Source organism: Paenibacillus sp. AK121, assembly GCF_019042715.1.
In the GTDB taxonomy this organism is placed as follows: domain Bacteria; phylum Bacillota; class Bacilli; order Paenibacillales; family Paenibacillaceae; genus Paenibacillus; species Paenibacillus polymyxa_C.
The window spans coordinates 79341-94681 of record NZ_JAHPJM010000012.1 but is presented as its reverse complement, the minus strand read 5'-3'; the positions used below and the strand labels follow the sequence as shown (position 1 = coordinate 94681).

Below are 15341 nucleotides of genomic sequence, written 5' to 3'. Positions count from 1 at the left end.
CGAAACCCTTGTAAATTCAAGGGTTTTTATTTTGTTTTTAATAAGAATATATTTTAGCCGGGCTACCAATGGGGAATCCCGGCTTTTTTGCGTTCCTACGAACTATTTTCACGCTATTAAATAATATAATTTAAATATTTCTCTTATATGCTATAAATAAACAGATAAAAAGAACTATTTACCATTTTGCAAAAAAAGTATAGTTTCGTAATTGGAATTTAATATAAAAAAAGGATGGTGTGGCTGCGATGAGAAAAATCTCTTTTCTTTTAGCTTTGGCCTTTGTGCTTTTTACCTTTTCAGCAAGTGCTACGTTCGCTGCGACTGATTTCCCAAATACGTCGACGAATGGCATGATTGGTTTTGCTGGACAGGCTAAAAGCGAAACAGGAGCTTCAAAGCCAGCTACAACAGGGGGCAAAAATGGTCAGGTCATCTATATCAATAATCTAAACGAATTGAAAAATCAGCTAGGGGATTCAACTCCCAAAATTCTGGTCATCGAAAAGAATATTTCTGCTTCTTCTAAAACCGTGGTCAATATCGGTTCTAACAAATCTCTAATCGGCTCTTATGCGCAAAATAAGCTAGTCAATATTCATTTGAAAACAACAGCTAACTCGGGAAATGTGCTCTTTCAAAATTTAACTTTTGAGCACAGTGCCAGTATTAATGGTAACGATGATATCCAGCTATATCTTACTGCAGGTACAAATTATTGGATTGATCATGTTACTTTTGCAGGTCATAATTATAATGCAAATGGCTCGGATTTGGACAAACTTTTGTACATAGGACAATCGGCTGATTATGTAACCATTAGCAACTCCAAATTTGCCAATCATAAATATGGCCTTATTCTGGGTTATCCAGATGACAGCAATAAAAATTATGACGGCATGCCCCATATTACGATTGCCAATAATTATTTTGAAAACTTACTTGTACGCGGTCCAGGTCTGATGAGATATGGATATTTCCATGTGAAAAATAATTATATTAATAATTTTCAGTTGGCTTACACAATAGCAACCAATGCACGAATTTATTCCGAGAATAATTATTTTGGAAAAGGTAGTGAAAAGGGCGGCATTCTGGATGATAAAGCCAATGGTGAATTTAAAGATGTAGGTAGTTTTCCAGCCATCACTAACCAAAAATCGCCTGTGACCCGATGGAATCCGAGCAAGAACTACAGCTATCAAGTTCAAACTCCTGAATATACTAAAGAATTCGTAACTAAGTATGCAGGTTCGTCCAATACAACTTTGGTCTTTGGAAAATAAAGCGGGTATTGGAAAATATGCTGTGATCTGCTATACTGACTGCAAGTAAGTATCCCATGAAAAGGAAGGTAACCATACGTCCGATGAAGTAAGCACACTGATTTTCCCACTCAACTGCACGTTACTGGCAGGCGGCTGCAAGCTGCAACGGGAGAAGTGTGTCTGAAATGAAAGTAGGGACGTATGCGTATATTTCCGGAACGGGAAATGTTTTTTTCGTTCGCGGTGTTATTTTTCATAAGCATAAGTTCTGAAACCATTCATAACAGTCATTCTATATTCCTGTATGCAAGCCGCAGCCTTCTGCGGCCTTTTTTAATTGCTTCCGGTATAAAAACCGGACTGGGAAAGGATGATCGTGGTATGAAAACCATTTTGCGAGTTCGCAATGTAGTTAAGGAATGGAACGGGACATCTTTATTTGAGAATGTGTCGTTGGACGTGACGGAAGGAGAACGGCTCGCGCTGTTCGGAAGAAATGGAGCAGGCAAAACAACGCTATTACGAATATTGCTGGGAGATGAAGCGCCAACCTCCGGTCAAGTAGAGTATGATTTGCCGCTGGAAGAGCACGGCTGGCTGAAGCAACAGGATACGGTGGATGGGTCTCGAACCGCACTGGAGGTCGCACAGCAGGCGAGCACTCAGCACTGGGATCTCAAGCAAGAGTTGGGACAGCTGGAAGCTAGCCTAGCCGCTGCTGGAAAGGATATGGAGCAGCAACTGGAGCGTTACGGCGAGCTGATGGATGAATATGAGCGTCTGCAAGGCTTTGCCTGGGAGTCTGAGGTGGAAAAGGCGCTCACCCGAATGGGGATGCCTGCACAGACGTGGTCCATTGCTTATAGTGATCTAAGTGGTGGACAGAAGACAAGAGTACGACTGGCTGGACTGATGGTCAGGCAGCCGAAGTTGCTGGTGCTGGATGAGCCAACCAACCATTTGGATGCCGAAAGCTTGCTCTGGCTGGAGCAGTGGCTATCCACGTATCCTGGAACACTGTTGTTTGTATCGCATGACAGAGCATTTTTGGATCAGGTGGCCACGAGTATAGTTGAGCTTACATCCACAGGTATTGGGCGCTATAAAGGCGGTTATAAGGAATATAAAGCACAAAAGGAGCGGGAACAACGAGAGCAGGAGGCAAGCTATCGGAAGCAGGAACTGGCGAGACAGGCGCTGGAGGAAACGATTCGAAATTACAGGGAATGGTTTCACCAGGCACATCGTAGCGCATCCAAAGTCGAAGTGGCTATTACACAGAGCTTCTATAAGGCCAAGGCTAAAAAAAATATCTCCCGTTATCATGCGAAAGAGAAGGAACTGGAGCGACTGGAGGCTAACAGGGTAGAACAACCACGTGAAGCTCCGTCTTTGCACATGAAATTAAGTGATAGCGGTTTTCAGGCTAAATATTTGCTGCGTACTGAACAGGTTGACTTTAGCTACGACGACCATGTCATTGTGAAAAATCTAAATCTGAACGTTGCACGTGGGGAACGTTTGGCTGTTCGGGGACCCAATGGAATTGGCAAAACCACGCTGCTTCGGTTATTAACAGGTCAGCTGGAACCGCAGATGGGGACAATTACAGCCAACCCACAGTTGAACATCGGATATTTTTCACAGGAGCTGGAGCAGCTTCCAGAGGATCAGACGTTGCTCGACAGTCTGCTTGCGCTCCCTACAATGACCCAAACAGAAGCGAGAACGGTGCTGGGCTGTTTTCTATTTGCCAAAGAGGACGTATTCAAAAGGATCGGAACGCTCAGTATGGGAGAAAAATGCAGGGTAGCTTTTCTGCGTCTGTACTTTAGTGGAGCCAATCTGCTGGTGCTGGATGAACCGACGAATTACTTTGACATTGAAACCCGTGAAATTGTAGAGGATTCTTTACGCCGATATGATGGGGCGTTGGTACTCGTCTCGCATGACCGGGAGCTGGTGCGTTGTACGGGAACTCGGTTACTCGATATGAAGCCGGGCGGCGGATATGAAATCTATGAAGGGACGGCCGACGAAAAACAAGAAGATGAACGGAGCCGTATCCGAGAGCCTAAGGATCAGGAGGAGCGGGAGGAATGTCTTCGATTACAGTTGCGTCTTACCGAACTGATGGGAATGACGGGGACGAATGAAGAAAATGAGGAGCTCTTGAGCGACATCAGGCGCATTCGTGCCAAGCTAGATCAGTGGAATGATCCCGATATCTGAAGGAATGAAATATAGGCGCTGCTTGCCAAAGTGCAGTAGTTTGCATATAATAATGAGCAATAGTTCGTATTTTGAAAATGTCTTGATGGAGAAGAGTAGGCAGTGTCCGATTGAACAGGGAGGAAGCGCCGTAGGATTGAGAGCGTTTCTACAAATATTGGGCTGTTGAAGTTCGCTCCGGAGCAGTTCCTTGAACCTCAAGCGTCATGTAAATGGCGGTTGTGCAAGTAGGGGATACCGGTTCACGACCGTTACAACGTGTAGAGCGAGATGATGATGCATAGCATGAATGAACACCCGTACTGATTGTCATAAGGCAACGCATCGGGTTGCTAAACTTCATTGTCTAACGAGGGTGGTACCACGGTCTTTTCGTCCCTTTTCGGGAGAAAAGACCTTTTTTTGTTGTCTGAAAAGCTGGATATGAAGAAAGGGGACTGAACAGGCGATGAGCGAAACCATCCAAATGAAGGAACATTTGCTGGCCTTGAAGGAAGAAGCACTGGAAGTATTGGAGAAGGTGGCAACACCTAAGGAGCTGGCTGATCTACGAGTTAAATATTCGGGTAAAAAGGGTGCGTTGACCGAAATTTTGCGCGGTATGGGCAAGCTGAGCGCGGAAGAGCGTCCAGTTGTTGGACAGGTAGCCAATGAGGTGCGCGAGGCGATTGAAGAGGTCGTTAACCGTAAGCAGGACGAGTTCACGAAAGCAGAAACGAATGAGCGTTTGCAAGCAGAAAAAATCGATGTTACGTTGCCTGGACGCGCAATGCCGCAAGGCGGGCTCCACCCACTTAACAAAGTGATCGAGCAAATCGAGGATATTTTTACAGGTATGGGATATCGAGTGGCTGAGGGTCCGCAGGCAGAGACCGATTATTATAACTTCGAAGCATTGAATCTGCCTAAAAATCACCCGGCACGCGATATGCAGGATTCATTTTACCTGACCGAGGATCTGTTGATGCGTACTCATACGTCACCAGTTCAGATTCGCGCGATGGAGGCGATGAAGGGTGAAACGCCTATTAAGGTGATTTGTCCGGGTACGGTATTCCGACGTGATGATGACGATGCAACGCATTCCTTCCAATTCCACCAAATTGAAGGTCTTGTGATTGGAAAAGACATTCGTATGAGTGATTTGAAAGGAACTTTGCTGCAATTTGCACGCGAAATGTTCGGGGAATCGACCGAAATCCGCTTGCGTCCAAGCTTCTTTCCGTTCACCGAGCCAAGTGCTGAAGTAGACGTGACTTTTGTGAAGAAAAACGGCGAGCGCGTGTGGATTGAAATTTTAGGCTGTGGTATGGTGCATCCGAAAGTGCTGGAAATGGGTGGTTTTGATCCCGAGGTATACAGTGGCTTTGCATTCGGTATGGGTGTAGAACGGATTGCCATTTTGAAATACGGCATTGATGATATTCGCCATTTTTATAACAGCGATCTGTCGTTCTTGAAGCAGTTTGCGCGTCAATAAACAACTATATCAAGGGAAGTGAACCCATATGAAAGTATCATTCGATTGGCTGTCCGAGTATGTATCACTGGATCAAGTGAGTGCGGAGGAGCTAGCAGACAAAATCACCCGTTCGGGCATTGAAATTGATGAAGTCGAACATCGTAACCAAGGAATTACTGGCGTCGTTGTAGGCTATGTCAAAAGCAAAGAAAAGCACCCAGATGCGGATAAGCTGAATGTGTGTATTGTCGATGCGGGTCAGGGAGAAGACTTGCAAATTGTGTGTGGTGCCAAGAACGTGGATGCAGGTCAAAAGGTTCCTGTTGCAGTTGTAGGTGCCAAGCTGCCAGGAGATTTTCATATTAAAAAGGCCAAGCTGCGTGGTGTTGTGTCCATGGGCATGATCTGCTCGGCCAAAGAACTGGGCATGAATGATAAGCTATTGCCAAAAGAATTGCAGGAAGGCATTTTGGTGCTGCCAGAAGATGCTGAAATTGGTACGCCAATTACGAAGCTGCTTGCCCTGGATGACCAGGTGCTGGATTTTGATTTGACACCCAACCGTTCGGATTGCCTGAGCATGCATGGAGCCGCTTATGAAGTGAGTGCCATTCTAGGACGTGACATTTCGCTGGCTGACCCCGCTATGGATCTGGTGGAAATTAGCGATGCAGCGGCAGATCATCTGTCCGTAAAGGTAGATACTCCTGAACTGTGTACGCACTATGCAGCGCGTTATATCACAGGTGTAAAGGTGGGGCCTTCCCCGTTATGGATTCAAAATCGTCTGATGGCGGCAGGTGTTCGTCCGATTAACAATATCGTAGATATTACGAACTACGTTATGCTGGAATACGGCCAGCCGTTGCATGCTTTTGATGCGGATAAGCTGGAAAATGGAAATATTGAGGTTCGGCTTGCTCGTACAGGCGAAACTTTGATTACACTTGACGATCAGGAACGTAAGCTGGAACCGCATATGCTGCTGATTACGGACGGCGTGAAGCCGATTGCATTAGCAGGCGTAATGGGCGGAGCCAACTCTGAGGTTACGGATGCAACGGTTAGCATTGCGTTGGAATCTGCGAAGTTTGACGGGGGAACAGTTCGCAAAACATCCCGTCAACTTGGACTGCGTTCGGAAGCAAGCCTGCGTTTTGAAAAAGAGGTTGATCCAGGTGCTGTTATACCTGCTGTGAATCGTGCAGCTGCGCTGATCCAGCGTTATGCAGGGGGCACTGTACACCAGGGTATTGTAGAGTCTGCTTCCGCAAAAGCTGAAAATCATATTATCAAGCTGTCGCTAGATAAAATAAATCGATATTTGGGAACCGAACTGTCACTGCTTGAGGTGAAGACGATTTTTGGTAGACTTCATTTCGGATGCGGCGACACAGAGCCAGGGGTGCTGGAAGTTGAAGTACCTACACGCCGTGGAGATATTACCATTGATGTGGACTTAATCGAAGAAGTAGCACGTTTGTATGGTTACGATAATATCCCAACCACGCCGATTGAAGGTCCAACAACTCCAGGAGCTTTGACGGCATCGCAATCTCTGCGTCGCTCCTTGCGTAGATTGCTGGCTCATGGTGGCTGGCAGGAGACGATCAGTTACTCTTTTGTACATCCGCAAAGCACGGCTTTGTTTAACGCTCTAACAGAAGGCAGCCATCCGGTACGTTTGGCTATGCCTATGAGTGAAGATCGTAGTGTGTTGCGTACAAGTATCATTCCGCAGATGCTGGATACAGCGGTGTACAACATGAATCGCAAGCAAGATAACCTAGCGATTTTTGAGATGGGAACTGTATTTTACACAGAAGAACAAACCTTAACTCGCCAGCCGCAGGAAATTCAAGTGCTGAGTTTGCTGCTGACTGGGGTACGTCGTGAAAAACAATGGAACATCGGTGCCGAAAAGGTTGATTTCTTTGATATTAAAGGTGCGCTTGAAACGGTGTTTGACTATTTCGGACTAAGTGCCAGCATTCGTTATGTGGCTGACCAGCCGCAAAGCTACCATCCAGGACGTTCCGCTTCAGTATGGCTGGATGTGAACGGAAGCTCCCAACGGATCGGTACGGTTGGACAGATCCATCCTGAACTGCAACAGTCCTATGGACTGAACGATACGTATGTAGCTGAAATTGCGTTGCAACAGCTTGTTGAGCATGCAAACTCCCATATTCAGTTCAGAGAGCTGGCTCGCTTCCCATCCGTGGAACGTGACATTGCCCTCGTGGTGAATAAAGACGTTGAGGCAGGTGAACTGCTTCGTGTTATTCACGCTGCAGGCGGAGAACTGTTGCAGGATGCACGGGTGTTTGATGTATTTACAGGCAGCAAGCTTGGTGAAGACAAGAAGAGCGTGGCTATTTCCCTGACCTATCGTCATTGGGAGCATACGTTGACGGATGAAGAGATCAATGCGGCGCATTCTCCTGTCGTTACGTCTCTGGAACAAACTTTTGGAGCGGAATTGAGAAAGTAGCAGGAAATGCGGGAAGCCGTATCGAATCTTAGTGACAGAGGTTCGATACGGCTTTTTGGCCTATTATCATAGAAGCTCTCTACTCTGATATTCACCCGCTGCGGGGAAGCCGGACTAATAAGGTTGAACGCTTCACGGAAGGCGGGTTACCCTAGTACCGGACACACCTTAGAATCAACATACAGTAGTATTGAAGGAGGGCATAATTGTGACTACACCAGATCGTACTCGCGTCACTGTAGAGATCTACGGTACTTCTTATAAGCTTGTCGGCAGTAATAGTGATTATATGAAGCAGGTTGCCAATTACGTAGATGAACGTATGCACAGCATTTCTCAAGCTCATTCGCGTCTGGATATGCCCCGAATTGCCGTGCTGGCTGCGGTTCATATGGCTGAAGAAGCTGTACAAATTCAGGAGATCCAGAGCCATATGAACCGCTTGGCAGCGGAACGGGCGGAGCTCCGGAGAGATCTGGCCCAACTCCAGACGGCTCTAGGGGAACAACAGCAGAAAAATACAGATATGCATCAAGCCCTTGTTCAATTGAGGGAAGAAAAAGAAACGACGCAGAAGAAGCTGGTGGAGACTGAATCTGCGTCAGCCAAGGAAATTGCCGAACTAAGGGCAAAGCTTGAACAGCAGGAGAAAAAAGCGGCTGAACTTGAAAATGCACAAAAACAAGCTAGGCGTGAATTGGAAGAATCTCGCCAAGAAGCTTCCCGTAAGCTGAAAGAGCAGCAAGAAGCTGCGAATGCGCGTGTCCGGCAGACAGAAGAGCAGTTGAAGAAGGAAATAGCCGAAGCGGCTAAACAAGCTGAAGCTAAGCTTTCCGCTGCGGAAAAGGCTCATCAGGAGCGAAATCGCATTGAGCTAGACAAGCTGCGATCTGCTTTGCAGCAAGAGCATAGCCAGAAGATAAGCGAATGGCAGATCAAGTGCTCCGGGCTGAATGAACAGCTGGAGCAGGAACGTAAACAGGCTGAATTGGCTCTAAATGAGCAAAAGCTCCAGCATGAGGAAGCACAGAAACGTGCCGAGGAAGCTGCACTGGAGCAGGAGATTCGGATGGAAGAGCTTCAGGAGCAATTAGAACAAGTACAGGCAGGTAGTGCAGAGCTTTCTTCTCGTTTGAAGGAGGCTCAAGAGCAAGCTGCAGCATTGGAGCAACAACAGTCCGAACTGGAGGCTGAGCTGCAAGCACAGCAACAGGCGGCAACAGAGCGGGAGCAGGCAGATACGCTTGCGCGTGAAGAACTGCAAAACAGATATGATCAATTGCTGGATGAAGCCAAGGCTACGCAGCAGCAGGCGGCTAAGCTGGAGGAAGAGCAGCGCCGGATGCAGAAGCTGCTGGAGCAAGCTCATGTATCTTCTCGCAAGCTGCAAAGCGAGCTGGCTACGCTCGCTGAAAGTGAGAAGTCATGGAAGAAGCTTGCAGAAGAACGTCAATTGGCAGCCGACGAGTTGGAGCTTTCCCTGCTGGAAGCGCGTGAACAGAAGGAAGCAATAGAGCAACAACTACAGCAGACTGTGACTGAGGTTGAAGCTGCTAATGATAAATATGCTTCACAGCAGCAACGTCTAGTTCAACTTGAAGCGAAGATCAAGGAGCTATCGCCTGAGCTGATTCGCGTTCAGGACGAGCTTGAGAAAGCCAAAGTCCGAGAGCAAGAGGGCGCGAAGGCGTATCAATCGCTTCAGGAGCAATATGGAAGCATGAAGAGCCGAGCTGGACAGCTGGAGCAACATATTAAGCAACTCCAGCAGGAAAATCATGATCGGCAAAGTAAACTGGAACGTGCTGAGAAGGCATCTGTGGAGTGGCAGCTGAAATATGATCAGTTGAAGGATGAAGCGGAACGTCTGGAAGCTGAAGATGCTGCCCGTAAGGAAGAATTTGCTTCTTGGGAACGGGAGATAGCGGTAACGATTGAACAAAAGGAACAACTTCAGGAAGAGATTCGTTCTGCAGTTGAAGCTGCCAACACCGCAAAGGCAGAACAGCAGTCCATAGAGCAGGAACGGATGGCCTTGCAGTCTGAATTAGACGAAGTGGGTCAAAAATATGAAATGGCAGCTCATCAGCTTCGTTTATTACAAGTACAACAGGATGTAGACCGAGAAAATGCAGAGAAGATTTCGACTGAATTACGTCAATTAAAGGAAGAATACACCAAGCTTCAAACCGAGTATAATGAATGGATTGAACTTATCGAACAGGATCAGTAGATACGGATTATAATTGTAAGGCAATCCCCGGCTGCTCATGGCCGGGGATTGTTTGTTTATGGATCGCTAAGAAGTGTAAGTGGCAAAAAGCTGTCCTTTGGCAGACGAATCTGCTTCGGGACAGCTATGCTGGAAGTGTCCGCTGAAATTATTTCCCTTCCTTGCGCCCGGCTTCAAATGGTGTCGATACCGGAATGAACAAATCGATAATCCCGATAACCAATGCAGCGAGCAATGCGCCCAAAATTGAAACACTAACATGGGCCACGACATATTGAGCGACCCAGATAACCAGAGCGCTCACTAGAAAACCGACAATACCGCGTCCAAATGGAGAAACGCGTCGACCAAACACCGCCTCGACGATGTAGCCAATCAAGGCAATGACAATGGCAAGGATCAGCGCGCTCCAAAAGCCGCCTACACTAAATCCGGGAACGATCCAGCTTACGACCATCAAAACCAGAGCGGCAACGATGAAACGTACAATGTGCCCAAGAATGCTCACGGAATAACCTCCTTTGTTTTTTTGAATTAACAGGGTTAGACAAAGGTTAGTGTGTGGCATGAAGAGCTTTCTTATGTGTAAAGCATAGTTGGCAAATAGCGTAAGTTTGCTGCTTTCGGTATAATATAGATATAAGTGAAAGGAGCAGTGAAGTTGGACTCTAAAATTTTCAAAACCCTTGAATATCAAAAAATTCTAAATAAACTAAGTCACTATGCCCAAACGGCAACGGGACAACAGACAGCCCTTCGATTACAGCCCAGCGATGATTTGGAGCATATCAAGAAATTGCTGAAAGGTACGGACGAGGCCTATGCTGCTGATCGACTAAAAGGGGTGCCCTCATTTAACGGAGTTGTGGATATCACTCCGGCGGTGAAGCGTGCCCGTATTGGAGGAACGTTAAGTCCGCAGGAGTTGCTTGGTATCCGGACAACGGTTAAAGCTGCGCGCCGTATACAGGTATATGTAACAAGTTTGCATGAGGAAAATCCTGTTGAAACTTTGCTGTATTGGAGTGAGCAGCTTTCGGAACAAAGAAGTTTGGAAAACTCCATTAAAGGCTGTATTGACGAAAATGCAGAAGTGCTGGATTCTGCCAGTACAGAGCTTTCACAAATTCGCCGGGAGCTGCGCTCCGGTGAAGTGCGTATTCGTGAGAAGCTGGATTCCATGATTCGCTCCTCAACTGTGTCCAAAATGCTTCAGGATCAGTTGATTACGATTCGTGGAGATCGGTTTGTCATCCCGGTCAAGGCCGAATACCGTTCTTATTTTGGCGGAATTGTGCATGATCAATCCGGGTCTGGCGCAACATTGTTTATCGAGCCTGAATCCATCGTGGCCATGAACAACAAGCTGAGGGAAACCAGGCTGAGAGAAGAGCGTGAAATTGAAGTCATTTTACAAAAGCTGACCGCACTTGTCGCAGAACAAGCGGATATGTTGCTGTATGATGTGGATATTTTGGGCAATCTTGATTTTATTTTTGCGAAAGCGCGTCTCGCTCGTGAAATGAAGGCAACGCTGCCCTTAATGAATGATCGTGGGTACTTGAAGCTGAAAAAGGGTAGACATCCTCTAATTCCGTTGGAACAGGTCGTTCCCATAGATGTGGAACTGGGTAATTCGTACACCTCCATTATCGTTACCGGACCGAACACAGGGGGGAAAACCGTTACCCTGAAAACAATAGGTCTGCTAAGTTTGATGGCGATGTCTGGACTGTTTGTGCCTGTTGAGGATGAAAGCCAGCTATGCGTATTTGATGCAATCTATGCCGATATTGGTGACGAGCAGAGCATTGAGCAGAACTTGAGTACATTTTCCAGTCACATGACCAATATTATTAGCATCTTGAAAAATATGACGCCCAAAAGTCTTGTATTGCTTGACGAGGTGGGGGCAGGAACGGATCCGGCAGAAGGTTCGGCTCTGGCTGTATCTATTTTGGAGCATATACATGCTCTGGGTTGCCGTATGGTGGCGACGACTCACTATAGTGAATTGAAGGCGTATGCCTATGAGCGCAAAGGAATTATTAATGCAAGTATGGAGTTTGATGTCGCTACATTAAGCCCGACTTACCGTCTTCTGGTTGGTGTACCTGGGCGAAGTAACGCTTTTGCCATTGCCGAGCGATTGGGATTACCAGGGCGGATATTAGATTATGCCCGTGGCGAGGTAACGGAAGAAGATCAGCGCGTCGAGCACATGATTGCATCACTGGAGCAGAACCGTTTGACCGCTGAGCAAGAACGGGAAAAAGCAGAGCAGCTGCGTAAGGAAATGGAAGCATTGCGTACCCGTCATCAGACCGAGCTGGATAAGCTGGAGTCACAACGGGACCGCATGCTGGAAAAGGCTGAAGACGAAGCAAGAATTCTCGTAGATAAGGCTCGTAGTGAAGCAGAAAAAATTATTACTGATTTGCGCAGATTGGCTCAGGAAGAGGGAGCCTCGGTTAAGGAGCACAAGCTGATTGCAGCTCGTAAAGAACTGGATGAAGCTGAACCGAAGCAACGCAAGAAAAGTACAGCCAAACGTTCAACCACTACGCGTACTCGTTCCATCATGGCTGGCGATGAAGTATCCGTTCACAGTCTGAATAAAAAAGGTCACGTAGTTGAACTGACTGGCAGCAAGGAAGCTATCGTTCAACTGGGCATCATGAAAATGAAGGTCAGTCTGGATGATCTGGAGCTGCTACAACCAGCCCAAACGACGGCTCCAAGGGTCCAAAAGCCAGTGACTGGCGTTAAGCGGACACGGGATGATAATGTGCGAAGTGAACTTGACCTTCGTGGGGCAAACGTGGAGGAAGCGCTGATGGAAGTGGACCGCTTCATGGATGAAGCGTTTTTGGCCAATCTGGGTCAGGTATACATTATTCACGGCAAAGGTACGGGGGTCTTGAGAACCGGTATTCAGGAGTACCTGCGCAAGCATAAGCATGTGAAAAGCTACCGTATCGGTAACTACAATGAAGGCGGCACGGGTGTAACGGTTGCTGAATTGGAATAGATATGGGTTGCTGACCGAGAACGCTTGGTAGAACGGGAGGGACGAGGTGAAGATGGCGATTGATGAATTGCTATCACATCCGTTGGGGATGATGCTGGGTTATTTCTCCGTGGCGGTGCTGGAGTTAATTGTATTTTTGTCCTGCTTTGAGCTGGTAACCCGTTATAAATGCTGGGAAGAGATCAAGCGAGGCAATGTTTCGGTAGCCATGGCAACGGGTGGGAAAATGTTCGGTATTTGCAACGTGCTCCGCTTTGCGATGGAGGCAAAATCCAGCGTGTATGATACGATGATCTGGTCATTCGTTGGTTTTTTACTGCTACTTGCGGCATACTTTCTTTTTGAATTTCTGACACCGGTATTTTCTATCGATCAAGAGATTAAAGAGGATAACCGTGCGGTCGGTTTGTTCTCCATGATTATTTCAATATCGTTATCTTATGTGATTGGTGCGAGTGTAACTTGACACATCCTGTATACTAGAGCTTGGTATACGCTTTGGAACGGAAGGATGATAAAGCTTGGAAATGACTATTTGTCCATGGTGTAACATGGAAATTATTTGGGATGAAGAATTAGGGCCTGAAGAAGAGTGTCCTTATTGCCATAATGATCTGAAAGGATATTCAGACATAACAGATGATGAAGAGGAGTCTGAGTCTGTTTCTCCATCTGTTCACAGACATACGGATGGGCATGAAGATGCGACACATGATCATGCGGTTTCTGTAACCCCGGCGCTCCATGCTCATGAAAAAGAAGACCTAAAGGGTTATCGTACATTGAGTATTCAGCTCGGCGATGATGACGAGCAGGATATTTTATACGAGGCAGAGGATGAAGTCGTATCTGAAAAGCCAGCTGATGCACCGTTATTGCAGGATAATGAGCTTCATAAGCTGCCTGTGCTGCATACTTTACAAAAATTCGAAGAAAGCGGTGCGGATCTAATGGCTTATGAACAAGGGGCTGAACAATTACTCGACAGACAAGATGAGGTTCTTGAATGTTCCCAATGTGGAGAGTATATGCTGCATGCGGGTTCGCAAACCGTAACCAGAGAGGGCTTCGAACCATCGATGTCTCCGGTGCTCGGCAAACCTGTTCTGGACTTGCCGTTTGTCTTGAATGTTTATGTGTGTCCTAGCTGCTTCCATGTTCAGCAGACTTTGTCAGAGAATGACCGACTGCGAATGCTGGAGAAGCTCAGCGGTATTTCCAATATTTAAATAGCGATTCCCCGGATAGGTCCAAGCTCAATACGGGCATGTTAAATCAAAGAAATCTTTGAACAAGCTGACTCGTAATAAGCTGATTGGTGATCTTTCCGTTAGGGGGAACTGCATTGAAATCAAACCTGAACGGACAATCCATTCTGCTATTAAGCTTGAATGGATTGTTTGTGTTTGCAGCAGCATTGTCCGGCACATTTCTTAATGTGTATTTGTGGAAAAGCAGGCAAGATTACGCGATGATCGGATGGTTTAATGTCAGTCAACAAATTGCGCTGGGAATTATGGTCTGGGTAGCTGGAAAGTGGGTCAAGGAACATAACAAAATGAATGCCCTGCGCGTGGGAACCGCATTGTCCGGTCTATTCTATCTAATCGTGTTGTATACGGGACCGCAGGCTGTAAACTACATATGGCCGCTCGGAATGTTGTTGGGTGCAGCGTTAGGTTTATTTTGGCTGGCGTTTAATGTCATTTTTTTCGAAGTCACGGATCAGGCAAGTCGCGATCATTTTAACGGATGGGTGGGCCTGCTGGGCTCATTTTCCGGTATAGTGGGTCCTTGGCTCTCTGGTTGGATTATTGCGCGTATGGAGGATGACGCGGGTTATCGCGTGATATTCAGTATTTCCTTGGCCTTTTATGTCGTAGGAGTGGTGCTAAGTTTCTTTCTTCGCAAGCGTAAACCGACAGGAAATTACAATTGGAAAGAGCCTAAGCAGCGATTGTCACAAAAAGGAAGTATGTGGCGTCCGTTGTCGTTATCGCTTGTTACGCAGGGCATTCGTGAAGGGGTGTTCGCTTTCCTGATTACGCTGCTTGTGTATGTAGTTACTCAACAGGAATGGAAGCTGGCACAGTTTTCACTTATTACATCGGGGGTTTCATTTTTCAGCTTTTGGGCTGTCGGAAAATGGCTCAAGCCACACTATCGCTCGGCTGGTATGTTGTTGGGTGCCGTGCTGTTGGTGATCGCGCTTTTACCGCTATTGTGGCGTATGGAATATAGCACGCTGCTAATTATGGGGATTGGCACCGCTTTATTCATGCCCTTGTATTTAATTCCTATGATCTCTGCAAGCTTTGATCTAATGGGTACGAGTGAAGGAGACGCTAATCAGAGAGTGGAATTGGTGGTATTGCGCGAACTATGCTTAATGATAGGTCGGTTGACGGGAACACTGATTTTCTTGGGTGTCCTAAGTATCAGCAAGGCCCCTGAGGCGATGATCTGGTTGTTGATTGGACTTGCATTGATGCCAGTGATTGGATGGATTTTCATGCGAAGTGTACTCAAAATGGAACAAAAAACGAAGCAAAACAAGTCTCATTCCCACGCACAACGCTGGCACAAGCAAACTGAATAATTGAAAATTCAATACAAATGAA

10 protein-coding genes are annotated in these 15341 nt (G+C 46.7%); 9 read left to right on the top strand and 1 reads right to left on the bottom strand.

Annotated features, from left to right (window positions below; translation table 11 throughout):
- The first annotated feature begins 248 nt into the window (after window positions 1-248).
- The 5 genes from KSP24_RS19680 to KSP24_RS19660 all read left to right on the top strand — a co-directional run bounded on the left by KSP24_RS19680 (window position 249) and on the right by KSP24_RS19660 (window position 9689).
- Window positions 249-1286 carry a pectate lyase family protein gene (locus KSP24_RS19680; protein WP_064963919.1) on the top strand — a complete coding sequence of 346 codons (1038 nt, stop codon included), beginning with the start codon at window positions 249-251 and terminating at the stop codon, window positions 1284-1286.
- A 363-nt stretch (window positions 1287-1649) separates the two neighbouring features.
- A complete protein-coding gene (abc-f, locus tag KSP24_RS19675) occupies window positions 1650-3500 on the top strand; it encodes a ribosomal protection-like ABC-F family protein (protein ID WP_064963997.1) in 1851 nt (616 codons plus the stop codon).
- 448 nt (window positions 3501-3948) lie between these two features.
- On the top strand, window positions 3949-4980 hold the full coding sequence (gene pheS / locus KSP24_RS19670) for a phenylalanine--tRNA ligase subunit alpha (protein ID WP_013370093.1): 1032 nt from the start codon (window positions 3949-3951) through the stop codon (window positions 4978-4980).
- Between the two features lie 28 nt (window positions 4981-5008).
- Window positions 5009-7456, top strand: a complete 2448-nt coding sequence (gene pheT / locus KSP24_RS19665) for a phenylalanine--tRNA ligase subunit beta (RefSeq protein ID WP_064963918.1) — start codon at window positions 5009-5011, stop codon at window positions 7454-7456.
- A 208-nt stretch (window positions 7457-7664) separates the two neighbouring features.
- Window positions 7665-9689: a DNA repair protein gene (locus KSP24_RS19660; protein WP_216976315.1), complete on the top strand. Its 2025-nt coding sequence runs from the start codon at window positions 7665-7667 to the stop codon at window positions 9687-9689.
- Between the two features lie 148 nt (window positions 9690-9837).
- On the opposite strand, the gene KSP24_RS19655 is transcribed toward KSP24_RS19660, so the two are convergent.
- On the bottom strand, window positions 9838-10197 hold the full coding sequence (locus KSP24_RS19655; RefSeq protein ID WP_137078143.1) for a phage holin family protein: 360 nt from the start codon (window positions 10195-10197) through the stop codon (window positions 9838-9840).
- Window positions 10198-10350: 153 nt separating this feature from the next.
- Between KSP24_RS19655 and KSP24_RS19650 the strand changes: the two genes are divergently transcribed.
- The 4 genes from KSP24_RS19650 (at window position 10351) to KSP24_RS19635 (ending at window position 15319) form a co-directional block, all read left to right on the top strand.
- Complete coding sequence (locus tag KSP24_RS19650; RefSeq protein ID WP_216976313.1) at window positions 10351-12720, top strand: endonuclease MutS2; 2370 nt, start codon at window positions 10351-10353, stop codon at window positions 12718-12720.
- 52 nt (window positions 12721-12772) lie between these two features.
- Window positions 12773-13186, top strand: a complete 414-nt coding sequence (locus KSP24_RS19645) for a DUF350 domain-containing protein (protein WP_014599569.1) — start codon at window positions 12773-12775, stop codon at window positions 13184-13186.
- 55 nt (window positions 13187-13241) lie between these two features.
- The gene (locus KSP24_RS19640; protein WP_064963914.1) at window positions 13242-13949 is read left to right on the top strand and encodes a hypothetical protein; all 708 of its coding nucleotides are present in this window, start codon (window positions 13242-13244) and stop codon (window positions 13947-13949) included.
- 116 nt (window positions 13950-14065) lie between these two features.
- On the top strand, window positions 14066-15319 hold the full coding sequence (locus KSP24_RS19635; protein ID WP_064963913.1) for an MFS transporter: 1254 nt from the start codon (window positions 14066-14068) through the stop codon (window positions 15317-15319).
- The last annotated feature ends 22 nt before the right edge of the window (window positions 15320-15341 follow it).

Coding starts and splice junctions, on each gene's coding strand:
- abc-f (WP_064963997.1), top strand. CDS start 1,650: ATGAAAACCATTTTGCGAGTTCGCAATGTAGTTAAGGAATGGAACGGG.
- pheT (WP_064963918.1), top strand. CDS start 5,009: ATGAAAGTATCATTCGATTGGCTGTCCGAGTATGTATCACTGGATCAA.
- KSP24_RS19680 (WP_064963919.1), top strand. CDS start 249: ATGAGAAAAATCTCTTTTCTTTTAGCTTTGGCCTTTGTGCTTTTTACC.
- pheS (WP_013370093.1), top strand. CDS start 3,949: ATGAGCGAAACCATCCAAATGAAGGAACATTTGCTGGCCTTGAAGGAA.
- KSP24_RS19645 (WP_014599569.1), top strand. CDS start 12,773: ATGGCGATTGATGAATTGCTATCACATCCGTTGGGGATGATGCTGGGT.